The 26,595-nt window shown below is 30.1% G+C and carries 26 protein-coding genes; 1 reads left to right on the top strand and 25 read right to left on the bottom strand.

From position 1 onward, the window contains the following. Nucleotides 1–38: 38 nt before the first annotated feature. The 9 genes from BLT84_RS13790 to BLT84_RS13750 all read right to left on the bottom strand — a co-directional run bounded on the left by BLT84_RS13790 (nucleotide 39) and on the right by BLT84_RS13750 (nucleotide 8,776). Nucleotides 39–659 (bottom strand): hypothetical protein, encoded by a 621-nt coding sequence (locus tag BLT84_RS13790; RefSeq protein WP_091266834.1) that lies wholly within the window; start codon nucleotides 657–659, stop codon nucleotides 39–41. Nucleotides 660–812: 153 nt separating this feature from the next. After that, on the bottom strand, nucleotides 813–1,454 hold the full coding sequence (locus BLT84_RS13785) for a YqiA/YcfP family alpha/beta fold hydrolase (RefSeq protein WP_091266831.1): 642 nt from the start codon (nucleotides 1,452–1,454) through the stop codon (nucleotides 813–815). Nucleotides 1,455–1,539: 85 nt separating this feature from the next. Further along, a complete protein-coding gene (locus BLT84_RS13780; RefSeq protein WP_091266828.1) occupies nucleotides 1,540–2,505 on the bottom strand; it encodes a TolB family protein in 966 nt (321 codons plus the stop codon). Nucleotides 2,506–2,720: 215 nt separating this feature from the next. After that, the gene (locus BLT84_RS13775) at nucleotides 2,721–3,476 is read right to left on the bottom strand and encodes an MBL fold metallo-hydrolase (RefSeq protein WP_091266825.1); all 756 of its coding nucleotides are present in this window, start codon (nucleotides 3,474–3,476) and stop codon (nucleotides 2,721–2,723) included. Between the two features lie 171 nt (nucleotides 3,477–3,647). Beyond that, entirely contained in the window at nucleotides 3,648–4,283 is a 636-nt protein-coding gene (locus BLT84_RS13770; RefSeq protein WP_091266822.1) for a hypothetical protein, read from the bottom strand. Nucleotides 4,284–4,441: 158 nt separating this feature from the next. Beyond that, a complete protein-coding gene (locus BLT84_RS13765; protein ID WP_091266820.1) occupies nucleotides 4,442–5,614 on the bottom strand; it encodes a TlpA family protein disulfide reductase in 1,173 nt (390 codons plus the stop codon). Nucleotides 5,615–5,809: 195 nt separating this feature from the next. Continuing rightward, a complete protein-coding gene (locus BLT84_RS13760; protein ID WP_091266816.1) occupies nucleotides 5,810–6,835 on the bottom strand; it encodes a S41 family peptidase in 1,026 nt (341 codons plus the stop codon). A gap of 172 nt (nucleotides 6,836–7,007) precedes the next feature. Continuing rightward, complete coding sequence (locus BLT84_RS13755) at nucleotides 7,008–7,727, bottom strand: LytR/AlgR family response regulator transcription factor (RefSeq protein ID WP_091266813.1); 720 nt, start codon at nucleotides 7,725–7,727, stop codon at nucleotides 7,008–7,010. Next, nucleotides 7,724–8,776 (bottom strand): sensor histidine kinase, encoded by a 1,053-nt coding sequence (locus tag BLT84_RS13750; protein ID WP_091266810.1) that lies wholly within the window; start codon nucleotides 8,774–8,776, stop codon nucleotides 7,724–7,726. The genes BLT84_RS13755 and BLT84_RS13750 overlap by 4 nt, the downstream gene beginning before the upstream one ends. A gap of 201 nt (nucleotides 8,777–8,977) precedes the next feature. Here BLT84_RS13750 and BLT84_RS13745 point away from each other — a divergent pair, with 201 nt between their 5' ends. After that, complete coding sequence (locus BLT84_RS13745) at nucleotides 8,978–11,377, top strand: outer membrane beta-barrel family protein (protein WP_091266807.1); 2,400 nt, start codon at nucleotides 8,978–8,980, stop codon at nucleotides 11,375–11,377. A 270-nt stretch (nucleotides 11,378–11,647) separates the two neighbouring features. Here the strand turns inward: BLT84_RS13745 and BLT84_RS13740 are convergent, their stop codons facing one another. The 16 genes from BLT84_RS13740 to BLT84_RS13655 form a co-directional block, all read right to left on the bottom strand. Further along, nucleotides 11,648–11,992 carry a lysozyme inhibitor LprI family protein gene (locus BLT84_RS13740; RefSeq protein WP_091266806.1) on the bottom strand — a complete coding sequence of 115 codons (345 nt, stop codon included), beginning with the start codon at nucleotides 11,990–11,992 and terminating at the stop codon, nucleotides 11,648–11,650. Between the two features lie 326 nt (nucleotides 11,993–12,318). Beyond that, complete coding sequence (locus BLT84_RS13735) at nucleotides 12,319–12,981, bottom strand: ATP-binding cassette domain-containing protein (RefSeq protein ID WP_091266804.1); 663 nt, start codon at nucleotides 12,979–12,981, stop codon at nucleotides 12,319–12,321. Between the two features lie 424 nt (nucleotides 12,982–13,405). Further along, nucleotides 13,406–14,320, bottom strand: coding sequence for a DUF2268 domain-containing putative Zn-dependent protease (locus tag BLT84_RS13725; RefSeq protein WP_091266799.1), 915 nt, complete (start codon nucleotides 14,318–14,320; stop codon nucleotides 13,406–13,408). 190 nt (nucleotides 14,321–14,510) lie between these two features. Continuing rightward, nucleotides 14,511–15,422 (bottom strand): hypothetical protein, encoded by a 912-nt coding sequence (locus BLT84_RS13720; RefSeq protein WP_091266796.1) that lies wholly within the window; start codon nucleotides 15,420–15,422, stop codon nucleotides 14,511–14,513. A gap of 152 nt (nucleotides 15,423–15,574) precedes the next feature. After that, nucleotides 15,575–15,919, bottom strand: coding sequence for a hypothetical protein (locus tag BLT84_RS13715; RefSeq protein ID WP_091266794.1), 345 nt, complete (start codon nucleotides 15,917–15,919; stop codon nucleotides 15,575–15,577). A gap of 406 nt (nucleotides 15,920–16,325) precedes the next feature. Then, nucleotides 16,326–16,832 carry a hypothetical protein gene (locus tag BLT84_RS13705; RefSeq protein WP_157717948.1) on the bottom strand — a complete coding sequence of 169 codons (507 nt, stop codon included), beginning with the start codon at nucleotides 16,830–16,832 and terminating at the stop codon, nucleotides 16,326–16,328. 160 nt (nucleotides 16,833–16,992) lie between these two features. Beyond that, the gene (locus tag BLT84_RS13700; RefSeq protein WP_091266786.1) at nucleotides 16,993–18,309 is read right to left on the bottom strand and encodes a serine hydrolase domain-containing protein; all 1,317 of its coding nucleotides are present in this window, start codon (nucleotides 18,307–18,309) and stop codon (nucleotides 16,993–16,995) included. A 4-nt stretch (nucleotides 18,310–18,313) separates the two neighbouring features. After that, entirely contained in the window at nucleotides 18,314–18,916 is a 603-nt protein-coding gene (locus BLT84_RS13695; RefSeq protein WP_091266784.1) for an HAAS signaling domain-containing protein, read from the bottom strand. Then, complete coding sequence (locus BLT84_RS13690; RefSeq protein ID WP_034894774.1) at nucleotides 18,913–19,248, bottom strand: PadR family transcriptional regulator; 336 nt, start codon at nucleotides 19,246–19,248, stop codon at nucleotides 18,913–18,915. The genes BLT84_RS13695 and BLT84_RS13690 overlap by 4 nt, the downstream gene beginning before the upstream one ends. Before the next feature lie 302 nt (nucleotides 19,249–19,550). Next, the gene (locus BLT84_RS13685) at nucleotides 19,551–20,621 is read right to left on the bottom strand and encodes an SDR family oxidoreductase (RefSeq protein ID WP_091266782.1); all 1,071 of its coding nucleotides are present in this window, start codon (nucleotides 20,619–20,621) and stop codon (nucleotides 19,551–19,553) included. Between the two features lie 108 nt (nucleotides 20,622–20,729). After that, on the bottom strand, nucleotides 20,730–21,299 hold the full coding sequence (locus tag BLT84_RS13680) for a Crp/Fnr family transcriptional regulator (RefSeq protein ID WP_091266779.1): 570 nt from the start codon (nucleotides 21,297–21,299) through the stop codon (nucleotides 20,730–20,732). A gap of 196 nt (nucleotides 21,300–21,495) precedes the next feature. Continuing rightward, nucleotides 21,496–21,924, bottom strand: coding sequence for a hypothetical protein (locus BLT84_RS13675; protein WP_091266777.1), 429 nt, complete (start codon nucleotides 21,922–21,924; stop codon nucleotides 21,496–21,498). 250 nt (nucleotides 21,925–22,174) lie between these two features. Beyond that, a complete protein-coding gene (locus tag BLT84_RS13670) occupies nucleotides 22,175–23,491 on the bottom strand; it encodes a hypothetical protein (RefSeq protein WP_157717947.1) in 1,317 nt (438 codons plus the stop codon). A gap of 316 nt (nucleotides 23,492–23,807) precedes the next feature. Next, nucleotides 23,808–24,932, bottom strand: coding sequence for a hypothetical protein (locus tag BLT84_RS13665; RefSeq protein ID WP_157717946.1), 1,125 nt, complete (start codon nucleotides 24,930–24,932; stop codon nucleotides 23,808–23,810). A gap of 183 nt (nucleotides 24,933–25,115) precedes the next feature. Then, nucleotides 25,116–25,823 carry a hypothetical protein gene (locus BLT84_RS13660; RefSeq protein ID WP_091266769.1) on the bottom strand — a complete coding sequence of 236 codons (708 nt, stop codon included), beginning with the start codon at nucleotides 25,821–25,823 and terminating at the stop codon, nucleotides 25,116–25,118. A 162-nt stretch (nucleotides 25,824–25,985) separates the two neighbouring features. Then, nucleotides 25,986–26,588, bottom strand: a complete 603-nt coding sequence (locus tag BLT84_RS13655; protein WP_157717944.1) for a hypothetical protein — start codon at nucleotides 26,586–26,588, stop codon at nucleotides 25,986–25,988. Nucleotides 26,589–26,595: the final 7 nt, after the last annotated feature.

Here is a 26,595-nt window from a genome sequence, read left to right as displayed (position 1 = left end):
TTTATTTTTGATATAAGCTTAATAGCTACTTTAATTTCTTAATCTAGTTTATTCTTGTTGTATTTACCAATTAATTTTTTGATTGATTGTAAAGCCAAAATTCTACCTGGCGTTGTATACTTTATAAGGCTCTCAAGAACGCTCTCATCATCATCCGCTTTCTTAGTTACTTTTACCTGTCCAAATGCAGTAGTTTCTGAAATCAGCTCTAATTTATTAAGATCATAAATTATAATTTTTGTCTTAGCGTCGTTATATTTTGTTACAGTTCCTATATTGGGAGTACTCATGGAAGAAGAACCCATCTCATCTTTTATAATTTCAGAATGAATATTTATTAGATAGTCACATTGCGAATATTTCTTGATCTCTTCCAGCTCTGATCTTGTTGGGTTTAATGGCAACTGCTTTTTAATAATTTTAGTTTTCCTCAACTCTGTAAGGTCTAATAGCGAATCGCCTAAGATCTTATGAAATTCCTCTTTGGAAAACTCGTAAGCATCTCTATCCTCATAATTTGTAAAAGGCTCATTTAAGATCCATTTTCCGTTATTAAAGTGGATGTTTTTTCCTTTCTCAAAACTGTAAGTATATTTTGCTCCCCCACAACTGCAAAGTATGAGCGTTAGAACAATTATTAAAAGCCTGTAGATTTTCAATTCAATTTATTTAATTCTTAAATAATAGAAGTTCTGTTATGGACTTGATCCAAACCAGTCCAACTTTTGTAATGCTAGCTAGTTGGTAATTCTTTAATAAAAAGCTAATATAACTATTGTCTGAAGAAAGCCGTTCTCTTTTAATTTAAACCATTAAAGTTTATAATCTCCACATGCCCATTGCATGGTTGGTTTCATCCATTCTGAAAGCGGTTTAAATAGAAAACCGTGATTCAACCCGGTATTCAATTCAATTTCTTTAAAATGCTTAATTTTGCACGTAGAATTTTCTATTCTCGCCTTTGCAGAAACTCCAAACGCATCAGATTTTTCATATATGGTAAGGATGTTCCCGCAAAAGTTAATATTAGGAATATTTACAATATCTTCATTTCTAAAGCTAGCTATAAATACATAATTCAGATCTTCGTTATTAGCCAAAGTAGACACGTATTGTGCAATGTAACCACCTTTAGAAGTTCCCACTATTGTTATGTTATTAGGTTTAGTTCCCGAATTAATTAAACTGTCTATCTGTTTAATTATTCCACTTGCATATTCTCTTGCATTAACGTTGCCGGTTCTTTTTTTACTAATTACTTTAAATCCATTCTTTTGAAACTCACTAATTATCTCTAAATATTGAGTACGTCCGTATACTGAATGCATTTCATTTAAGTCATGTTCTTCCAAAAACCTGTTATGTAAAAAGAAAATAAATTTTTCATCCTTCGTTTTAATAAAGGTGAATAATGCAGCGCTAAAGAGAACACCAATAACTAGTATTATTTTCATACCATCTTTTTAAATGATGCATGTAACCGGCATCATATTTTATTTCGCGCTAAGATTACACTTCAATATAAACTCAGAAGTGTGTTTAGTTTAATTCTAATTTAGAAAGATTGATCCTATAGATATTTCCGAAGCCATTATAGATGCTATTTCCTTCTTCTTTCAAGTGTTCGATAGTCATTACATCAAGTCCATCGGCAGCTCTTTTTTCACTGGTAAAGTAAAAGTTGTTCCTTTCCCAATCTATAAAAGGGCAGAAATCTAGTGCCTGTGAATTGATCATCGCACCCATATTTTTGGACTCAGTCCAGTTATTATTATCATCTTTTATACTAAAATAAAGATCTCCACCACCAAATTCATCATCTCTTCCAAAAGAACTAAATATGAGAAGATCTTCCTTAGGACTTATATACGCGTTAAATTCGAAGTTCTTCGTGTTGATAGTAGAATCTAAAGGCTCTGGTTTTAGATAGATACCTTGTTGCTTTATTGCTTTAAAGATATCTTCCCTGCCTACCCCATCTGCTCTAGTAGCTGTAAAATAGAGATTGTTATTAGCACTTACAGAAGGGTAGAACTCATCTCCTTTAGTGTTTATAATAGTATCTAAGGCAACGGGTTCTGTCCATTCTCCATTTTGCCTATCACTATACCAAATATTATAATCATCTCTGTTTAACTTTCCGAAAATTGGTCTATTAGATGCAAAATATAACCTATCTCCATCAGGAGCTAAGAAGGGTTCTATATCCTGATATTTTCCTGATATTTTTAGAATTTCTGGAGAAATCCATTTTCCGTTGGTCTTCGTGGTTACCGCTAGAAAACGCTTGTGTTGCTTGTAATCACCTATGGTAAAAATAATTTCTGCTCCATCTTGTGAAATTGCAATATCCCGTTCGTATAATTTTGTTGAAATAAAATCTTCTCCAAATAATTCAATATTTTCTGGAGACTCTTCCATATTTAGGTTTCTAATATTGGAATTGCAGCTAATTAGAAATATCATAAGAATGGACACTAATAATGCTCTAGAGATTTTATTCATTTTCCTATTTATAAAAATTTTATTGTCTTTTATACTTATTTTTTGAATGTAGTTTTTAGAATATAAGTATTCTCTAATAAAAGTAATCAAGAGCTATTCAAGCTTAAACTATCTTAATGATTCGCATTATTTACTTTGAACCTTGATATCGCTAATGATTAAAACCTGTGGTTAACATTCGTATTTTTTATAAAAATACTCATTATAATTTTTTATCAAATCGATATGATTTGTCCATCATTTGGTATAATCAATCGGTTTTGATCAATACCATTGGCATCTGCTTTTTGTCTCAAAGAATTTCTAGTAACGGGGCAATGGTCTAAACTCTCTAAGTGAACGGCTATAACTTTTGCATTTTTTGCATACTGAGCAAGTAAAATAGTTTGTTCTTCATTCATTAATATAGGGTTGTTCTCATGTCCTGGCAAAATTGCTCCTCCTGAATTTGTGATAATGATTTCTGGTTTAAAACTAGAGATAACATTTTCTATTTCCGCTATCCAAATACTATCTCCAACGATGTAAATTGTGGGTTCACCTTCTGCTTCTAATACAAATCCGGAAACTTCCCCCATTTGTGATAATATTTCACCACTTCCATGTTTTCCAGCGGTTCTAGTAATAGAAATAGTATCAAAAACCGTATTTGATTCTATTACTTCGGTGTTTACAAATTTTTCATTGGCTATAAATTCTTTATCTGAGGGTTGACAAAATAACTTTATATCTTTTTGAAGTTTATCCTTTGCTAAACTATCAAAATGATCGATATGCTTATGGGTAATGATTACAAAATCTACACCTTCTAAAACACTATCTAAAGAAACCGTTAGATCCACAATTGGATTTTTCGAGATGCCTGCAAAAGATTCAAAGCTACCTTTTGAAGAAAACATCGGGTCTACTAAAATAGTATTACCAGCGTATTTTAATTTAATTGTTGCGTTTCGAATAAGTTGAAAATCCATTTAATATGTTTTAGTTTGGTAAGAGATTATTACTTTAATATCAAGTATTTTTTTTATTAGTAATACAGAGTGAAGAAAGTAATATTCTGTCTACTTTATTGATATTGGTTATTTGAGAATTTAGTATTGAAGCCTTTTTTAAGCCTATTCGATATCGATTTAAAAAGCTAATTATTCAACTTTCTCGCCAACTATTTCATAAGGTTCATCTGGTGTCCCATAGAGAATCATCCTATCTTTAGATACTTCCTTGATTGGAAATACCGTTTTTCTAGTGCCAGATTCGTAAATGGAAATGAAATATGTAAGATCAATTTTCTCGAGATTCATTTTTATTAATTCACTCAATCCTATATTTTTCAAGAGCTGAGGATCTCCTAATTCCTTATTAAATATAACGGTGAACATATCATCGCGCCAATTAAACTGAAACGATAACTTTTGAATTTCTTCAGACGATAAATTTGTCTTTGTAGGTATCAATCTCACATATTCTGTAGAGATCAAACCGTCTATATTATTCACAGTTCCTTGACTTTTTATCTTAAATCTATTTTCATTTATAACTTCAATGAAACTAACTTGTTTCTCGCTGATGATCTTATCTTTCTCAATTTTAATAGGAATGGTAGATTTTAGGGTATCAAACGAAAAGAATTTTAAGGTATCTGAACTTATTTCTAACACTAAATTTTCTGGAATAATATAAGTATCACCCTCTTTAGTCATCATCCACTTCCCCTCTAAATCCTGGGCAGTGCTGGAAACAACAATTAGACAAAACGTTAATAGTACAACTATTTTCATATTTTTTTAAAATTTTGATTTAATACATGTTCTAAGCGTAATTTAAGAAATATGTGTCAGTTTTATATATACGAGGAGAGGTACTATTTGTTCTAAGATACTTAATGAATTAGTCATTATGAATTTTCTAATAAAGTTACAGGTTATTTTAATTGCAGTTATTCTCGACTTATAAGGGTAATATATTCACGGTTCACATCTTTTTCTTCCACAGATAATCCGTAAGTTTTTAGACTATTAATGATATCCCGTTTAGTTTTAATTCCTATAATAAAATCATATTTCGTATCATTATCTTCATTGGCTTTAAACGAAGCTGAAGATAGATTTGATAGCTCATCGAGTGTATTATCTATGGTAAATGCAGTAAAAATTATTTTGTCGTCTGCATCAGATTTAGCTGAAAATCTTTGCTCTAAAGTTTCCTCTAAAAGTGATTCATCTTGTATTGAAACCATATTAATTTTTGTTGATTTGAAGACTGAGTTCTTTTCAAGATCCAATTTGTTTAAAATATTATTTTCGAGCAGCTCTAGATTACTCCCTTCTTCAATATTCTTGTAGAGTAGGTCAAAACGCTTGTCTTGAAAATCAGTAGGAACTTTTATATGATCTGGTTTGATATTTAGAATATCACTATAAATCTCTTCTAAGCTATAAGCTTTCAAGCTAATAATTTTTGTTCCCAATGTTTTTTTTAACTTCTCAGTACTCTTCGCTTCTTGTATGTCAAAATAATTAGCAATTTCATTATTGCTTAAAAGTTCTTTAAAGCTTAACGTATTATTTTGCTCAATTTGAATTTCTGTTTTTTTGAGTTCATTATCCTTATTTTCTGTTTTAGCATTGGCTAGAAATTTGGACATGATCTTAGAATTTAATTTTTTTGGTTCGCCTATCCATTTTATAATTCCTTTATTATCAATTAAAACTGTTAAGGGGTATGTATCTAAACCTTTTTTACCGTCGCCAAAATTTATTTGTGTTTCCTTTGTTAGATCTGTTACTACGATCGATTTAAAATCTATACGTTTTAAACTCCTTTTAACTTTTTCAACAGATTCATCGGTAATTGAAATATAGACAAGATCTTTGTTATTAAATTCACTTTGTATTTTGTTCATGTGAGGTACAGCTGCAATACAAGGTCCGCACCAAGTTGCCCAGAATTCCAGCACTGTAAATTTATTGTCTAAGCTTTTGTTGGTAGGCACATTCTCAATCCAATGGGTAATATTTATTTTAGGAGCTTTTTCATTGACTTTTATATTGGACTGGGCATAAGTACTTCCCATAGTTAGAAAAGTCAGAATGTATATTAAATATTTCATGATTGATGATTCGTTGCGTTAAGTTATTGAACTCAGGATTTTATAAATAATAGGTAATAACGGTCTCGATTACCATAAGGTGCGGGATTAGGGATGTGCACTTGTGTGCTTTGACTTTAATTGTTGGTTAATTTAATTATTTTATTTGAAACCTTATCCATTATTTGTGAGAAGCGAATGTTGGCTTAGTTAGGTTTAATTGGTTATGAATTTTATTGCTTCTAAAATATTTCCATCCAAAAGATAATTATTAAAATTATCCTGTTTTATTACATTAATATCAGGTACAATGCTCTCATAATAAATGCCATTTCTATCACTATTATACGTTTTAGTTAAAGCCATTATAGTATTAAAAGGTAATATTGAAGAATAATTTTCTGATGTAAATCCTAATGAATTTTCACCAATAAAAACTGTTTTAGGTCTTCCCTTAAAAGCCATCGCTACAATTTCTCCTGAACTTGCCGTCACAGCACTAGTAATAATGGCCACTTTAATTTTGTCCAACAATTTACCTGTTGGTGTAATTTGATATTGCTTTTTAGAATCTACTAAATATTTCCCTTTTGACAGACTCTTTATTCCTATTAGATTTTTATTACCATCCAAGGTGCCAGTAATATTGTTATTACCCAGAAAATCATATAACGCTAGAAGCATTGGCCAGGAGTTTCCACCTGTATTAAAACGCAAATCAATGATCCAACCCTCCAAATCATTTCCAGTTTTAATTTCAACAACTTGATTATATAAATTCTGCGCTATCTTATTTACATTTTTTGAATGTAAGTCCGTAAAGAAAAGTGATGGTACTAATATGTATCCAAATTTCTCTTGAATTATTTTTACTTCAAAACCTGGATTAGTATCATATTTCATTTTCCACTGATTACTATAACTTTCCGAAGACACCTTTTTTTGTACACTGTAAACAGTGTTCTCAAAGTAGATTGAACAGTGCGTCGCATCTATTTTTGAAAATAATGGTTCAACTTCATTAAGAGAATTTTTAAAATTGGTATACAAAGCTAAATTTGAAAAAGTTTCATTTTCAATTTCTTCCCAATTCACTGAATCTTTTTTTATGAAGCCCTCTTTTAAGTTTAAGAATAACGTATCATAAAATGCATGTATACTGTCTTTAGAAGTGTTGTATTTCTGTGCATTCATAGAGATTGAAGTGATCAAGATGATCAATAGAGTTAATTTTTTTCCCATACGTTCTTATTCCATTATTTATTCTTTAAAAATCGAATTTAATTTGGTGTTAAGCTCTCTTCAAATACAAGTTGAGGGAGTAAGTTGAAGTAATTATTGACTTAAGCTTTTATAATTTCTGTAAATCACTGATATACTTAGGAAGTCATATCTCTCCGATGATAATCGCAGTTTACAATTTTCTATTTTGAATTATTTCGAACAATTCCTTTTTATAAGTGTCGCCAATGGGTATATCTTTATCTTGTATGTAAACGCTTAAAGAGTCAGTTTTCTTAATATGCCGAAGGGAGACTATAAATGATTTATGGGTCTTTATAAATTCAGATTTTGGAAGTAGATTCTCAATATTTTTTAGTGTATTATTTGTTATTATTTGACTTTCAACTAAATGAATAGCAACATAATTTTTTAGCCCTTCAATATATAATATGTCTTTCACATATATTTTTTCAAAATTATTTTTGCCATCAGTTTTAACGAAAAGATACTCCGAAGAAGTATTTGGTGTTTCGGTTACCGGATCCTGGGATATGTTTAAGTTTTTAACTTTATTAACTGCCTCATAAAAGCGTTCAAATTCAAATGGTTTAAGCAAATAATCTACCGCATTTACATCGTAACTATCCAGCGCAAATTGTGCATATGCAGTAGTAAAAATAATTTTTGTTTTTCCTTTTATAATTTTGGACAATTGTAATCCAGTTAATTCGGGCATTTGAATATCCAGAAAAACTAAATCAATTTTTGATTGTTCAATTATAGATAGTGCTTGTATAGAACTGGTTTTGGTGGCTTCTAATTCGAGAAATGGAATCTTGGCTACATATTTTTCAAGTAATCGAATTGCGGGCGGTTCATCATCTACAATTAGACATTTTAATATTTTCATAGTTTTTTAATAAGTGGCAGTTTTAAGAGCGTGGTAAATTTCCCATCTATTTCTTCAGATTGAAAATCGAAATTATCCTTGTAAATAGCAAATAAACGGCGTTTTAAATTTTCTTTTCCAATACCATTGTGGTTATATTTTTCAGATTTTGAAATTAGGTTCTCGGTTGTTACGATCACTTCTTTACCTGTTATTATTATAGAAATCTTTGCTGGATTCTGCCTGTCGTTTATAACGCCATGTTTAAAAATATTTTCTACAAAATGAATAAACATTAAAGATGGAACAACTTGATTATCAATAGTACCTTCTAAATTATATTCTAAAAACATGGTATCCTCAAACCTTTTTCTGTGTAGGTAAATGTAATCTTCTATAAATTTTATTTCCTTTTCCAAAGGCATCATTTCCTGTTCTGCCTCATAAGTTACATATCTTAAAAGTTCACAAAGCCTATGAATATCCTTTGCAGTGTTTGGCTGCGTATCAATTAATTCTGTGTAAAAAGTGTTTAGCGTATTAAATAGAAAATGTGGTTCTAATTGAGATTTTAAAAAATTCAACTCTGCTTTTTTATAATCTAGCTCTAACTGAAAAATGCGATTTTGATTAGTGATATATTCATAAAATACATATAGTAACGTACTGTATAAAATTCCTTTAAAAGCAAAAAAGGAATTGTCTACTGTATAAAAAAAGAATTTTCTAGATTCTTCATAATAGTTATGATTACCAGTAAAATGGAACAAAACTACCTCTTCAAGAAAATACCGAATCTGACCAAAAACGACTATTAAAATTATAACACCCAGAAAAAATCTTAAATAATATTTCTTTTTTAAAGTATATGGGCAAACCAAATAGAAGTTTAAAAAGTACACCGCAAATGTTGCGGTATACATTATAATTCGTGTGAAATTCAAGGGTGCTTGAAAATTTCTTAAAAATCCATCCATTCCGCCATAAACGTAATCGGAGAAAAAATCCATAAAGATCACGATCAATATGATGGCTATATGAAGGTAACGTTGTTTTTTGACTATTTCCATGTCATAAAATTACCCAATATTTTTCGACGTATTTATTTTTTTTGACAAACTGGATAAAATGCTACACGAAATAGCTTTTTATCATACAGAAGTAGAAAACAACTACCTCTTAAGGTTTGGTGTAACGTTATTTCCGGTTGGTGTAAACTAATTATTTACAGAAGATGTCTTGAATAAATTTGCTTAACAAATAGATAAATCATGAAAACAACATTCTTCTTTTTATTACTACTAAATAGCTTTTTCTTCTTTGGTCAAGGCGTACAAATCAGCGGAATCATCACTGCTGAAAATACCAACGAGAAACTGGCATATGCAACAGTTTCTATATTTAAAGCTGAAGACAATAGTTTTAAGCAAAGCACAAACACAGATGAATTTGGTCACTATAACATATCTGTTGAATCATCTGAATTTTATATTCAAATTAATTTATTGGGTTATAAAATACTGAAATCAAATATTTTACAGAAGAGCAATGGAGATCAAACTCAAAATTTTATTTTACAAGAAGATGCATTTGACTTAGAGGAAGTTGTTGTAATGCAAACAAAAAAATTACTGACTCTAAAGGGTGATAAGATGATATTTGATGTAGACAAAGCAGGCTTTGGAAATGGTAATGATGCTTTGGAAACACTAACAAAATTACCTGGTGTTCGCTTAGATAAAGATGACAATGTAGTGTTTAGAGGAAGTAATAACGTGCAAATTATGATTGATGGGAAGCCAGCACTTCTAAGCGGCGAGGAGTTAAATCAATATTTAAAAACAATGGACGGCAGCAATATAAAATCAGTAGAAATTATAGCAAATCCTTCGGCTAAATATGATGCCTCTGGTAGCGCAGGAATTTTCAATATTGTTCTTAAAAAATCTGCCGCGACTGGTTTAACTGGTAATGTTAGAACATCTGTTGGTTATGCTGAATTCATTAAAAATTATAACAGCATTAATTTATATAATAATACAGACAAATGGAATTTTAAATATGGATTAAGTTATGGTTATACAGAAAGTGTTAACCATAGACAGATTGATCAAACAATCGTTAATCCTGGATATACGCTATTATTAGAACAAAATAACGATTGGTTGCCAATTTCAAACAGCTATTCCGGGAATTTTGGAGTAGGACATGATTTGAGTAAAAACGCAAATATTGGCGCTTCCGTTAGTTATAATATTTACAATAGTAATGAAGTAACCAATGGTAGAACAAATGAGTACGACAATAGAATTTATGAGCGTTACACCATTTTAAAAACGGACGATGCTATTTTAAATAAAACAATAATTGGAACCCTATTTTACAATTTTGCAACTGATAGTCTGGATACCAAGGTAGACGCACAACTAAATTTCGCCAATTATAACAATACAAGTGATCGCCAAACTTCTAATTTTTATTTCAACGCAGATACCAACGAAATGTATAAAAATGATGATCAAATAAAGTACAACAATCCAACAGATTACAATATTTTAAGTGCTAAAATTGATGTAGAGCATAAGCTAAATTCTGCTATAAACTTAGAAACTGGTGCAAAATACAGCTATGTAAATAATGATTATGATATTGATTTAAAAGAGCGCAACTTATCTGGAGATTACATTCAAAATACTAATAGAAGCAACAGATTAATTTATAAAGAATCGATATTCTCTGGTTATGGAATAGCAAATTTTAATACAGGAAAATTCGATTTCCAAGCTGGTTTACGTGCTGAATATATTGATTATAATGCAACTTCACTAACATCTAATACTTCAAATAAAGATCAATACCTTTCATTATTCCCATCTTTTAGTGTGAATGCTAATATGGAAAATAACCAATACAAAATCTCTTACAGCCGCAGAATTCAAAGACCGCGTTATTTGTATTTAAATCCTTATTACGAATATATTGATACTTATAATGTTTCTATCGGAAATCCTGACTTAACACCTCAATTTACCAATGCATTTGAGTTGGTTTGGATCAACAAACAAAAAACATCTCTCTCACTTTTTGCTAATTTTTCTACAGATGAAATGTATCAGATTATTAGTTATAATCCAGAAAATAAAATTACCACCTTGTATTATGACAATATTGGAAGTTCTAAAAGCATCGGACTATCATTTAATACCAATTGGAATGTAAATAAATACTGGGACATTCAATTAAACAGTGAGCTATATTACGGCCAAGCAAAATCAGATTTAGAAGGTTACAAATTTAATGACAGCGGCATCTCTTATTATGCTGGCTTAAATCAAACTTTTGACTTTGGAAAAAACTGGAACGGCACCTGGAATAGTTTTTACAGTGATAGCGGAAAGTATGGTAATACTACCTTTAAGCCATCTTATGATATGTCTTTCAGTTTACGTAAAGACCTTCTGGAAAATAAAATAAGATTAAATTTAAGTGCGCAAAATGTATTGAAGAAAAGCCAATGGATACAAAATACACAGCAAGACAATGTATCTACCAACTGGATTAACCGCTGGGAAACGAGAAAAATTACGCTATCTGCAACTTATAATTTTGGTAATGCTAAAAAGAAAGAAGTAAAAGATGCAGATCTGAATGATGAGCAAAACAGATTATAAAAAATTGATTTAATCCTTTAAAAAGATCACCAACAAAAGCCAGACTGTCTCAATCCAGTCTGGCTTTTGTTGCTCTACAAGATTCAACTATTATTTTTGAGCGACAGACAAACATTAGGTTTACAGCTCATTCGGTTAAGTATCTAACGGTTTAAATTTTGGTCGACCTAATTCAGGAAAAGCACAATAGTAATGGTTGTATTCATAGTGGTAACGCTAAAATTCAAAGTTGTTATTATAACTCTAATTCCAATGATATTCAAATTTGAATTAATATTTTGAATCAGTCATGATTCGAGAATTTAAATACTCATAAATTTCATTCAATCTAGTTTCTACTAGTTCCAAATTTCTGGAAGCTACAAATAATTGCTGAATTGTTCCTCCGCCTGAATACTCATCTTTTGAGACTAAATTATTGAGCTTCATTTCAGAATCTTTAAATTTTATCCAATTTCGTTGTGCTTGTTTTAAAGTCTCTTTATCCCTAGGATTCAATTTATGAAGTAATTCCTTATAATATTTATTTAGTAAAACATCATAACTGGCGTTTGCATTATATGTTGCCTGAAGCATTCCCGCAGTGGTATAATCATTTTCAATTTCCAAATCCATTTTTTTATTGATCCTGAATTTTTCTATTACGAATTCTAAATTGTTAGAGAATTTGTTAAGTTGAATAATTGAATCTTTATATTTTCGAGTTTCAAAATCAACTTGTTCTAATAATTCTGCTTTCTGGGCAAAGGTATTTGAACAGAGGATTATGGATAAGAATAGGAATATCTTCTTTATTTTTTTCTAAAAAATTATACTTAACTGTCACTTTGTTATACATATTGTGCGATGGAGAAAGACCACATGTAGGCTTAGATTTAAATTACTACTAAATTTAATTATTTTGTATGGCTTACGGCCCATTCTTTTTGATAAGCATTCTTTTAAGTTGTTTTTGTTAAATAGCCATGTTGAATAAGCTCCATTTTATCTGTAATCTTTTTGAGACCTGCATTTTTTAGAAATAGGATTTTATCAGACACTCTCATTACATTCTCATAGTCATGATCTGTAATAATGAAGCCTTTATTTGGTTTTTCATCAGTTATATATTTTATAATTTGCTCTCGAACTATAGGACTAACGCCATTAAATGGCTCATCAAGTAAAACAAAATCAGCTTCTGAATTTAGTAGTAGTAATATTTCTAAAATTCTCTTTTCACCTCCAGACAGTACTTGATATTTCTTTTGTAATAATGGTTTTATGAATACATTTTCTTTTAATCGAGCTCTTTTATTTACTGGAAGAAATAAATTTATAATAGTTTTTATCTTAAAGCCTTTTGGCAGAAAATTATTCTGGGGGAGGTAGTTTATCACTTTACTGGATTCTTTAAAGCTCTGTAAAATCTTTTTATTAACTCTAATAAATTTATTTTCAGCATTTTCAATTCCAAAGATTATTTTTAGCAAAGTAGATTTTCCTGAACCATTTCTACCAATTAATCCAACGATTTCACCTTGTTTGCAAGACAAAAAAATGTCTGTCAAAATTAATTTATCTCGATAAGTTTTTCTGACACTATCAACATGAAGATTATTCATAAGAGTGAAAAAATTAGAAGATTAACTACCCCAAGAATTATTGTAGAACACCATAAACCTATCTTACGAAATCCAAGATTGAAATAATAATAATACTCATTATTACCTTTTACCTCATAAATTAAATAATGAATAATAGGGCTAATAAGAACATAAAATAATCCAGTCATTTTATAATTATTCATAGTTATACTTAATACAGTAGAAATAAGTATTCCTACTAAGAAAATATGTCTTTGAAATAATAGTATGTTCTTTATAAGTCTAATTTTCTGATTTTTTATATAAGACTTCTCCAACATTTTTGTTTAGCTTAAGTTGTGGGAGAAAGCACTTGTTCTCTTAGTTAGTGTTACTTATTTCTAAAATAGTGCTTTGCGCTCGATCGCCATTATTTGTGCGTAACCAATTTTAACGATCGCTTTTATTTGTATTTGCTCAACTCTAAAATTTTATGGGCTTCAAGATTTGTCCAGTTGCCAGCATTGAGATTTTCGTTGTTAATCAATGCTGTTAATACCATGTCGTAACCTAATGAATAGCCGCCCCAAATAGGATATTTTCTCGATCCAAACATAACCTCCATTTGATAGCTCATGTCTTCGCTTTTTAAGTTAGGTTTAATTGTTTTCCACAATTCTAATTTTTGACTTTCTGTCAAAGCTATTGTCCAGGGAGCTATTACCGTTGGATAAAGCAAATGAGCGAAATAGTCACCTCTACCTTCAAATATTAAGTAGTCAAGTAAAGTCCATTTTGGAAATTTTCCAAAGTTTAAATTTGTCCAATAAGCGTGATTAAATTCGTGTGCAACTGCATACTCAAGCATATTTTCCCAACCTGATATTTCAGGTTCAATCGTCAAAATAATTTGTTTAGAACCCGCTGTTAACCCCATTATTCCAGTCATTCCATCTATAATTTCTCTGTTTTCAGGATTTACTGGGATTATATAGATGGTTAAACTATCGTTACCAATTTTTTCTCGGCTCATTTTTAATGCTCCAATTATCTTATTTTTTATTAACTCACGATTTTCCTCAATTTTTTCAATTGATTTTTTAAGTTCAGAGGTATTATTAATTGGTGCTGCAAAAAAATCTTTAACGATTAAGGCATATTCACTTTTTTGAAAGTGCTTTTCAAAGATTGAATTCTGTATGATCTCCTTGTAAATGCTATCTCTATTTTCATCATCCAAGTTCACCTTTTCTATGTAAGTAGTGTAATTGTCAGTTAAGAAAATAATTTTGTCTGAAGTAGTTTGTCCAAAGGCTGGAGAGAAGTTTGCGGATAATAGTATAGCCAACAGTACAATTTGAATATTCCTATTTATCATTAGTTCCGTTTTAAATATGACGATTAACCTGTTAATATGTTACTTTTTATTATGCCTTAAAGTTTCTGACAACTATCTCTATTAAAACGAATTGCGGGAGTAAGGAGGATAGTTTGTTTGCTTTGTTCTTATAAATTTGGTTTCATCAAAATAACTTCTATTTTATGATAACAGTTGTTGTAAATAGTATTTAATCCTTTAACATCCATTTAAGTAGATCTTCTTTGTCAATTATAGACCAGCTATGTGGATTTTTAGTTCCATCTGCTCTAAATCCTTTATTCTCAGTTGCTATAAATTGAACATTTTCAAAGTCTTGGGAACTTAAAAAGTCTGATAATCTTTTTATATGAAAGGCATTCATTTGTTCATAATCAACACCCATATTTTCTTTCCACCAAACTTTATCTGGCTCTGTATAAAAACGAATTTTTGTCTTCTTTAAATCTTTTAAATTTTGAAAATCTTTAGTTTCATATGTAAAAGCAGCATACTTTTCATAAAGAGCTATAGTATCATTTGGATTTCCCAATTGGTCATGAAAGTAATTAAAAATAAAAGTGCTTTCTCCAACCGAAGCTTCTGAAAATTTTCTTTTAATATTTGACTCTGCAATACGGTATAATGCGGCAAGATCAACTGGAGAATCTACAATGAAAACACCGGCAGGATTTAAATTGTATTCTGATTTTTGTGAAAGATAATTACTAATTAGTAATGCCATATTTCCTCCACTAGATAGGCCACCAATATAAATATTGTCTGATGGTAAATTATTTGAAGTAAATAATTCTTGTAGAGAAAGTGCTAATTGCTCTTTTTCATCTTCCTCTAACCATAATTTACGATTGAAATTTAAATACGCAACTGCAACGTTTTTTTCAATTGCTAAGTTAGTTATTTGGAATTCATTTTCAATTCCTTCAGCGTTTTCCGGAAATCCACCGAAAAGCAATAAAACGCCCTGTGTGTTAATCGGTTTATATAAATTATAGTCTTCATTTTCTATTAAACTGTTGTTCCCTTTAGCTTCTTGAGCATAGTTTAAAATTGTAGAAAATATAACAGTGATGAATAATAAGTTTTTCGTGAATTTTTTCATATAAATATTATTTTCAAGGGTTTTGGTTAAGACAAGTAGCGCAGAGTAGGGAAGGGAACTTGACGGTTAGTTTAAAATTATTGGTTAATTTAAATATTTTATTTGAAAATCTACTCTTTAGCTATGGTAATCATTGTTATAGCCAATATGGTTTATTCCTCTAACCAACTAATCAAATCAAAAGGGTTAGAACTATGACTTTTGTCTTCCACAAGCATTATTTGTTCCAAAAGTCTCATTTTATTTTCTCCTTTAATTATTGTGTCAATTTGTATTGATTCCCAAATTACTCCACAAATATTTTCATCATCAAAATCTATATAGTTAAATTTAAAATGATTGTATCCACTTATCGGAGAATAAGTTTTACTATATGAGCTATCCTTATTTTTATGAAAAATAGTTAACTCAATTTTTCGGCTATTAAACTTTTTCAAAGTATCATAACAGGAATAGAAATCTAGATCTACTTTTCTAATGGTATCATCAAATTTCAATTTTCCAAATTTGTAAAAATTACTATTTAAAGTATCTAATATTCCATTTTTAAATTTTTTATATTGATTTTGTATGGAGTCTCCATTGGAAAAATATATACCTCTGTTTCCAAACTATCAATCTCCACTTGTTTTTCAACTAACCAAATTCTATTGATAATAGATTTTTCATTTTTAATTTGCTTTAGTTTATTAGCTTTTTTACAGCTAAAAGAACAAAGAAGTAATATTATTATTAATAATCTCAATTTCCTTAATTAGTATTTGCCAACGGTCTCTGGTGTCATAAGCTGTAAGAGTAGGGAAGCGAACTTGTTGTTTTGTTATTTTCTTTCATAGGAGATTTAAATACTCCGTATCGATAATGTTTGTAATTGTAATACCGTTGTAGGCAACTTTTCTTGTATTAACAAGGGCTCCAATACATAATCTTTATTAATTTCTCATCCTTAATAAGAAAAATAAATCCATCTTCTTTAAATTTATCTTTATTTGGAATAAATACGATTCCCGAATCGTCTTTTAAATTGTTAGGAATATTATTCCCAAATATTTCATTTAATTGGTCCAGAGTGGTTTCACTATTTAATTGAAATTTATAATAAGTAATTGAAGTAGATTCATCGTTGAAATTAACTACGTCAAGAATGAAATTGTCCTCTTTATTTCCTGTAAATTTTATATTTTGATACTCTAAGGTTTCAAAGTCTTTCATTTGTTCATCTGTAGAGAGAAATCCACATTCGTAATTAGGATTGTAAACTTTTAATGGTTTTCCCAAATCTTCAATTATTTGGATCTTTGAAGAGTAACATGATATTTCCTTATACATCAACTTTTCAAAGTCAATATTTTGAGATTTTATATTTTGAATACTTAAGATTATTACTAATAAAAAAGTCAATGATTTCATACTTTATTTTTTTTAGCTTGTTCGTAATAGTCGTAATAAAACAAGTGGAGTGGAGTAGGGATACTTACTTGTTGACTTAGGTTTTAATTTTTGAATAATTTAATTATTTTTTTGAAACGCTCCCTGTTTATTGTGATAACATTTAGTGGTACGTTGTTATTTACTCCTTACTAAATAGAAATTCTTTACCACCTTGTTTCATTATCATTTCTTCAGTTCCTGTTTTGAATTCTATTTTCACACCCGCTTTTTCAAAGACAAAGGTATTTTTTGATCTTGGTTCTAAAGGGAACGCTGATTGACCAGTGGCTTGTGCTAACAAAGTAGAGCCTTCTTTTGAAATGATAATTTTTGGTGGAATTTGTAAACTTGAGTATGTACCTAAAAATATTTCTAAATCTTTTTCTGTTAATTCTACTGTATTGAAATTCGGTAAATCAAATCCTTGTCCATAATAACTTCCTAGTACAGCTAAGAGGATATCGTCATTTTCGTAGTTTATTCCGTTCGACATAAGGCTAATGGCAAGTTTATCTGCAGGAAATAACCTGGTTGAAGATCGAAAACCATCTACGCCACCAGTATGGCCATAACTCAGTTTATCAGCATAAGGGAATCGAAATAGTCCTAAGCCATATCCATTTTCAATATTCTTCATTTGATCCAAACTACTTTTAGTAATAATATTTTCATTAAATAGTGCCATAATAAAAACATTCAAATCACCAGGAGTTGATACAATAGCTCCAGCACCTTGTGGAATAGAGATATCAGTTTCTGTTTCTTTATTCCATTTTCCTAAATAAGTGTATGAATAGGCTTCATTATTTTTAGAATCTATTTTTCCTCCATAAAATGTATTTGTTAATCTCAATGGATCTGTAATTTTTTCTTTCAGTAATTTTGTAAAAGGTTTTTTATAAACGTCCTCTAGAATATATGTTAATAAGACGAAATTGGAATTACTATATTCACTTTCTGAGTTTGGAGTGAAGTCGCTTGTATAGTTTGCAATCCTTAGAATCATTTTATCCTTTGGCTGTTTTATTTGATTCCATTTTAAGTAATCTTCATTTCTAGTAAAATCATGGATACCGCTACTATGGTTTAATAAAGATTTAATTGTTATCATTCCTGAATTGACTACTTCAGGATAGAAATCTTTTAGGCTTTGATCCAAATTTAATTTATTTTCTTCAACTGCTTTTAAAACCAATGTTGCAGTAAACATTTTTGAAATTGAACCAATCCTATATTTAGTATTTCGATTGGATTTAATTGAATCCTCGAGGTTTTTAAAACCTATAGTTTTTTCATAAATACTATTTCCATCTTGGGAAACTGCAAGGCTTCCCATGAATTTATCGTTTTGTTCCAGAATTTGGAAAAGACTATCTAACTTTTTTGTGTTTAGTTTTTGGCCTACACAAATTGCAGACAAAAGAATAAATGATGTTGTGATAATTAAGTTTTTCATTTCTTTATTTTTTGTTGATTGATCTTTTAAGTTTTAATAATAGCGTTATAAGTAAGTAAGAGAGTATAATGGATATGAGCATTACAGGTATAAACCAATTACCCAAAACTTCAGAAATATTTGGGTTTTGTAAATAACCTTTATTCAACTTACCTAGCACCATAAAAGAATCATTTTTCATAAATAAACCAACTTCATCTGGATTATTGAACTTTGCGTAAATAAGAAATACGAAACCGAAAAGAGATAAATAGAGTATCCCAAAAATCAAATAAGAAATTCCATTTGATATATTTAGAGCTAAGGCTTTAAATAAATGAATTGGATTGAAAGTTCTGGTTGCCTCCTCCAATTTTTTATCTGCGATTAAAGGCTTCAAAACTTCTTCGGGATTCCCTAATTTGTCTAGAATGTCTACAATTTTAAAAATTTCGTTTTTTTGATGTTGGTGTGCTAAACCCTCGAAAATATGGCTATTAAATTCTAATAAAACTTCTGTTTGATCAGTTTCAGATAAAGGCTTAATCATTCTTTCAATTCGCTTCATATAGCTTAAGTAAATGCGTCTTGAAGCATCTTCCTTAAATTGAATTTCTTTTATTTTCATTTAGATATTTTTTTGATAGATGATGATAAATCTTCCCAATAAGCTTTCATTTGTTCTAGGGTTTCTTTCCCAGTATCTGTAAGACTGAAATATTTTCTGGGAATTCCAGATTCTTGTTCTACCCATTTAGATGTAACAAGGTTCTCTTTCTTTAATCGATTCATTAAAGGATAAAAAGTTCCTTCTGCAATTTCGATTTTAGTAAGTTTTTTAACCTCCTCAATAAATTCATATCCATAGAATTCATTGTTTCTAAGTACGTTCAGGATGATAAAAGTCAATGTTCCTTTCTTAACCTGAGATTGCCATTTAGCTATAAAATTTTCATTCATAATTTAAAGGTATAACAAAATACATAGTTATACAATGTATTATTACATAAATTATAATTTTAATGGATACTCTTGAAAATTAAAAGCATACACCGGTCCTGATTAATATAAATTAATGGAGTAGGCAGTCCAGCGTTTTTGCTTTTTACTCGGTTACTAAAATAAAATGTTTAATCAGAAAGTACGCTATTTGCACTTAACCTATCATAGCTGTTGGCCTTTTATACTGACTTTAATATCCTAAAAAAAGCCCAATACGACTATTGTCCTATTGGGCTTAAAAGTTTTAAATAGAATTAGTTCTAAGAAGGTATAATTTGCTTTTCTTTTAACGTATCGAATAAATCAAAGAATGAATCTCTTGTATCTTGATATCCTTTAAACCCAAATTTTCTACTTTTAGACATATCTGTCATCACCTCAATAGGACGTCTCAGATCTAGATCAGTATGCCATGGAGATGCTAATTTATTTAAATCAGATTCTTGAAGATTATACTTCTGGGAAATTTTTAACCATGACTTTTCATCTCCTTCCATAATTTCTTCCAGGCTTCGGTTATTTTCATAAAATCCCTGATATTCAATATCAAAATATTCCGCTATTTGCTTCCACAACCATTTCCAACGAAAAACATCTCCATTCACTATATTGAAAGCTTGATTTTTGGCTTCAGGAGTTGTTGCTGCCCAGTGAAAATGTTTTGCCAAGATATGTGCATCTGTAACATCAGAAATTCCATTCCACTGCGCTTCGGAACCAGGCCATATTAAGGGTGTTCCATTTTCTTTACATATACTGGCATATACGGCTAAAGTGGTTCCCATGTTCATTAGATTCCCAACAGCTTCCCCAATAACGGTATGTGCTCTATGAACACTCCATGTAAATCCATCACGTTCTGCACCTGCAAAAACTTCATCTTCTTGAGCGTAATAAAAATTATTTATTTCTAATCTTGGATGTTCCTCTCTCACCGGAGTAACAGGGTTAAAGCCTTCTTGAGCATAGGCATCAAAGGGTCCTAAGTAATGCTTCAATCCCGTAACTAATGCCACATGCTGTACAGAATGTTTGGGAGATAATACTTCTAACATGTTACGTACCATCCCACCATTCACTTTAATATTTTCTGCTTCCGTTTCCTTACGCATCCATGCAGTAAAAAAAACATGGGTTGGATTTATATGTTCTAATGCATTTGCGAGCGATTCTTTATTAAGCAGATCAGCTTTGATATTTTTCAAACCCTTTATTTCTACATCTGAATTTTTTGTTAAACCGTAAGTGGTCCAATCATTAGCAATAAGTTCTCTAGCTAAATTATTTCCGGAGATTCCACTTGCTCCAACTATCAATGCAATTTTTTCCATAACTATTATATTTTAATTCGTTAGCTAAATTACTTTGAAATGGAGAGCTATACATTGATCTAAAACAAGAAATAATCTTGATGTAGATCAATTCTTAGTAAATTAATTTTAGATATTTTTTTTAATTCTGCTAATAGTTTCTGGAGTCACACCTAAATATGAAGCTATTAGATGTTGAGGAATTCTTTGAGGAATTTGAGGATACATACTTACCAATTCTTTATATTTTTCTTCTGCGGAATAAGTATTTGAACTTATCAATCTTCGATCCTTAGTGACTAAACTATTCTGATATAATATTCGAAAATAGCGTTCCATAACAGGGATTTCTTCTAATAATCTTTCATAGTTTGGTTTAGAAATTACTAAAACTTCACTATCTTCTATTGCGTCTATTGATAATATAGATTTTTCACCACATATAAAACTTCTAAAATCTGATACCCACCAGCCTTCCCATGCGAATAAACTTATGTGTTCATTTCCTTTATCATCTAACGTATAAGATTTAATAATACCTTCTGAAACAAAAGTCAGATTTTTACAAAAATCACCCTCCTGTATTAGAAATTGACGTTTACGTATTTTTTTATGCTCAAAGAACATAGGTATCCGTTTGCGGTCATTATCAGTTAATTCTACTTTCTCCTGAAGATGTTTTAACAGTTTATCAAACATTAAGATGTTTTAAATTGATTATAACAAATTTACGAATGTTTAAATTTTTACGTGTTTTTAATAAAATGAAATTTTATGAACACTTGGTAGCTAATGGTCTTGGTTAAGACAATTAGTGTGGAGTAGGTATATGGACCTATCGATTTACGTATTTTCTTTCTTAGGTTACTACATTACACTTTTTAGAGAACACCTGTTAATTATGATAACCGTTGTTGGTAAATGGCGTATTTTCAGGTGTTAAATCTAGATTTGCTAAAACATTTTTTAAATCTAAAAGTGACGAATGTTCGATTAAGTCAGTTTTAATTTTTAATTTTTTTGAATCAGTCCTCAGATAATAATTTCCTGCACTATTTTCAATTGAATTAATCTTTACAAGATCAATTTTAGTTACAAACCCGTAAAGTATATTTTTTTTAATAGTTCCGCCTTCAATTTTCAGGTACTGATTAATTATATCGTTTAAAAAATGTGAGATATATAAAATTCCTAGACCTATTAGAATATAGTCTGACCATCTTAAATTATCATCATCTATCAAATTATATATTCCAAGTGCAGTCCAAAGTAATCCAAGTGCTAAATTACTATAAAGAGTTTTTTTATTAAATCTGATTTTCATTTTTTTTGTTTTCTATTTTTACTAACGGTTTCGATTAATACGAGTTGTGGAAGTATAGACGCGGAATAGTTGGCTTAGGTTTTAATAGTTGGTTAATTTAATTATTTTTTTGAAATGATATCGGTTATTTGTGATAACCATTGTTGTAAACTGGGCCTATACGTTTGCTTTTTTATTTCTTTTTCTAAAAGAAAAGCCACCTTTTAGAATAGGTGACTTTAATGAGAGGTACTTCTAAATTTTTAATTCTCTAAGACATATTTTCAAATGTAGCATACTCCAGTTGAATAATTGAAGATTCTGAATCCTGCACTTCCTGAAATACTGTATTAAAATCGTCAGAATTATTTAAAATAATTCCATTACGATGGGCCTTTAATGTAGAGAAAAACTTCACTTCGAACCACACTTTGTCTAATGTTTTCTGTTCTTCAGCAGTTAGTTGTTCGGTCCCGTCAATAATCAAATTCATTTTCTTTCGAGCTAAATTTTTAATTTCCCCAGATGCTTTAGTCCCGGTAGGCATATTACGTATGGCTCCAACGACATAAACTATTTTTCCGTAATAAACTTTGTCAACGTATTCATTTCCATATTTCAGTTCGAATAGGGAAGGATCTTGTTTCATTTCTTTAGTGAGGGATAATCTCTCTTCGGAAGGAGGTAGGAAGCTACTGCTACCTTCTTTATACATGTTATTTAAAGTAAGAACTTGATCTTCGGTAACCGGATACTGTTCAATAATTGATTGGTAAAGTTCTGAGCTGACCGCGAATTTCGTTGCAAATTTGTTGTTAGGGAAGTAATATTCGTAAAAGTTGCGATGGGGCGGTACGCCTTCAATAGGATCAGCATCGTTTTGCCAATTAGCATTATGAAAGAACGATTCATCAATTTTACGATAATTTCCTTCTGGATTAGCAAAAGGATTGGCTAAAGGAACCTGGTTGTTAGTTAGTATTGATGCACCAATACCTTCCATGTAAGGATACACTTCTTCGAGAATAGTTTCGCCATCTTTTTTGATCGTAACTGTTCTTGTTCCAGCAATTTTATTGAAAATTGTTGAGCTTGTTCCACTATTATCAGCCCTGGTGAAATCTATTGAAGTCAGGTCACCTTCCTCATATCTATAAATTGAGGTACCTTTCTCACTGTAAACCTTTTTTTCTGAAGCCAAGCCATTCTCATATAAAGTCTCAAACCATAGATCATCTTCAGGAGTGTAATATTTAGACCAAAGGGGTTTATTGTCTTCACTGCGGCTCACTTCCATATATAAGTGCTGTTGAGGATAGCTAGAATAGATTTTAGCAGATTTAATATAACCGTTTTCATAATATTCAAACTTCTCAGATGGATTGTCATGTTCACGTTTAGCCTCCTTGATCCAACCGTTAGGATAATTGCTGATGACCTGGAAAAAATCATCAGATTCTATAGCATAATCCGTTTGGGGAATATTTTCTTCCTTCTGGCAGGAAGACAATAAAACTGTAACTGCTAATAGTACTGAGCGAAAAATAAAATTATTCATTGGAGGGAGGAGTAAGTATTGAGTTTTCATATATATGTATGTATAAATATATGAAGTAAATCTCTTATCAGATTATTTGTTGACGAAAATAGTTGATTCTAATAATTAAAAAACAATTAGTACAGAGTTTTTCATAAAGTATATTGAATTTATATGTCAATTGATTTAGAATTTTCTCTGGCTATTGTTTAGATAGTGATTGTGTAAGGAAGGTTGCGTGTTTGTGTGTGAGGATTTTCCGAAGAAAAACATGAAACTAGCAATCAAAGAAAAGACCTAACGGTTAAACTAAAACAAGCAATGTTTTTAACACGGTGTTAGGCAAAGTTTATTTTTCTTAGTTATTTTAGAATGAATAACCAACATTAACAAATACTCCATTCATTGTGGGAGTTATTTCAGTTAGGATGAAATTTGAGTTAACCTTTATTTTGGCTCCTAAACCAACATTCACAGTTGGTAAAAACCCAAAATCTTTTTGACTTCCAACAATTTCGTAATCCTCAATAATATAGTCGTTCATCATTAATACAGCTGCTCCTGCACCAAGATATCCATAGAGGATTATATTTTTTGAATTGGTTTGAAACTTAATTCCTACGGGAATAATATTTAACATTTGCCATCTATAATTTGATGTTCCATTTTGATATTGGTTATTCCATTTTTTATCACTGTCACTCCAATGATGATATACAACTCCAGTTAAATATGAGAATGTATTTGATTTCTCAATAAAAGTTTTATTTCTATATACCCCAATTCTAAAATGTAATTCTTCCGATTTCAGACTTAATGGAATACCTACTAAAATATCATAATTATATTCAAAGGGTTCCTGATATAGTTCAATTGGATATTCATCCTGAAAATTCCTGTTAAAGGAGATGATATCCTTACGTATCGATTTTTCACCAAAACTTAACTTATTGTTATTTTCTGCTTCTAAATTTTCATCCTTTTTAACAAAGGATATATAATTCTTAAAATTACTATCCTTTTTAGAATAATTTTTACCATCTAATTTTATCTCATTTTTCTTAGGTTTTACTAAGTGTGCTTCTCTTTTTGAAGTATTATTTGTTATAAAAAAATCTTTTAAACTATTCTTTTTATGGCGCCTAACGAAAAGATCAATTTTGCCCTTAACAATTCTTTTTGCAAATATATATATACTGTCTTTAGGGGTTTTATTATCGTTCTTAATTCTCTTCCTCTCAAAAACCCGCCCAGAACTGAAACTAAAACTCAATAGCTCATTAGGGTTATATTCTATATTAGTTTCATCCGTTAAATTGCTTTTAAAATAAATCTTATAAGATAATTCAGAGTCAATTTGGTTAAGAATAAATCCATTAATAGTATCCTTATTTGTAGTTAATACATATCCTGAATTATATTTGTCTTGAGAATATAAAGAATGTCCAAACAGTATAATCAATATCAATAAATTGATTTTTTTATTTTTCATAAAATAGATGAGTTTATTTTTTTGGTTTTTATGTATCACTTAGTAACTAAAATATTTACTAACGGTCTCGGTCAACATAAGTTGCGGGAGTAGGGACGCGGACTTGTCGGCTTTGTGGTTTTTTACTTGGTGTCTAAAATAGCACTTTTCACTCGATTGCCCGCTATTTGCGCTTAACCGATGTTACATAGCGTATTTGTATTCTTTAACCTGGAATCTTAATGTATCTGTAGTAATTTTAGTTTGAACCAATTCCATTTTACAGTTTTGAGAGATCCTGAAATTTCTAATTGAATCTAAAACTCTTATTTCAGGAAATTGTCGACTAGAGTTTTCAATTATTTGAAATTGTTTTGTGTGCTTTTCAAATTCTCCTTGACAATTTGTATCAGTTTCCCCATATATCGTTTCTATATCATATTCTTTCAATATTCTTAGTAAAGATTCTTTTTCATTTATAAATAGTGACATACTAACTGAATAATATGGATTTGGTTTGTTATTGTTTGAATATGAAAAAATCAATTTAAAGGCACTTTTTGAATTACTTATTCTGAATAAACTTGAGTCAATTTCTATTTTATCTAATCGAACAGCATCCGTATACAAATCGTTGTTTTTTTGAAATTTTCCTATAATTTCATGATTCTGATTATTTATCAATATGATATTATTATTCAAAATCGCATAACCATCTCCTTCTTCATTAATGGTCGGAATTACAAACAATGTTTCTTTACCGAAATCATGATGAGTAATTAGTTGGTCAAAGCAGTCAGCTTTGTCAATTTCTAACTTATTTAGAACCTCTTTCAAAAGATCATTTTTTTCGTTCTGAGCAAAACTTGTCAGATAAGAAGTCAGTATAATTAATAGGAGTAGTCTCTTCATAAAATATGCTATGTAACGGTCTCGGTTAACACAAGTTGCGGGAGTAGGGACGCGTTCTTCTCAGCTTTTTTGGTTTATACTTGGTGTCTAAAATAGCACTTTTCACTAGAATGCCCGCTATTTGCGCTTAACCGATGTTGTGGTGCGTACTTTTGCACTATCTTATTTCGTTTCCTCTTCCCAATCCGCAGGCGGTGGCGGCGGAATATCAAACTTTTCATTCAGCCATATTTTCAATACAACACTGTCCGTTAACTTTTCGTATTCATTGACTACTCTTCTCAATGTTTTAGGAAATCTTTCCATTTTACCATAGTCGTAAGAAATGAAAATTATTAATTTTTCTGGACTAACGCTCCAAGATGGAATTTTACCGTTATTCTCAAAGTCTTTTTTCAGAACATTTGCTAAACTATCTAACGGATAAAAAAATCTGTCTGATTTACTAATCGTATCATTATGTATTTGAATTGTATTTTTCTGCTTAATTAATATACAACCAAAATTTTCCCAACAAGGATTTCTAAAATAAACAGTTTTAATTTCCGCGGCAGATTTTAAGGTAAGTTTCGGTAAACTATCATTACACGCAATTCTTTCGGTTCGTTCCAGTATTTCTTTCCAATTATCAAATTCGTTCAGCTTTATTTCAACTCCTATACTGTCATTTTCATTTTCGAAAAGCCCGTAATCTTTTTCAATTAATTTTATTGGTTTCTGTTCCGCATTTTGACAGCTGAATATTGCCAAAATCAAAATAATCAAAGACGAT

It is taken from the genome of Gillisia sp. Hel1_33_143, from assembly GCF_900104765.1.
Taxonomy (GTDB): Bacteria; Bacteroidota; Bacteroidia; order Flavobacteriales; family Flavobacteriaceae; genus Gillisia.
This window is presented reverse-complemented; position numbering and strand designations above follow the sequence as displayed.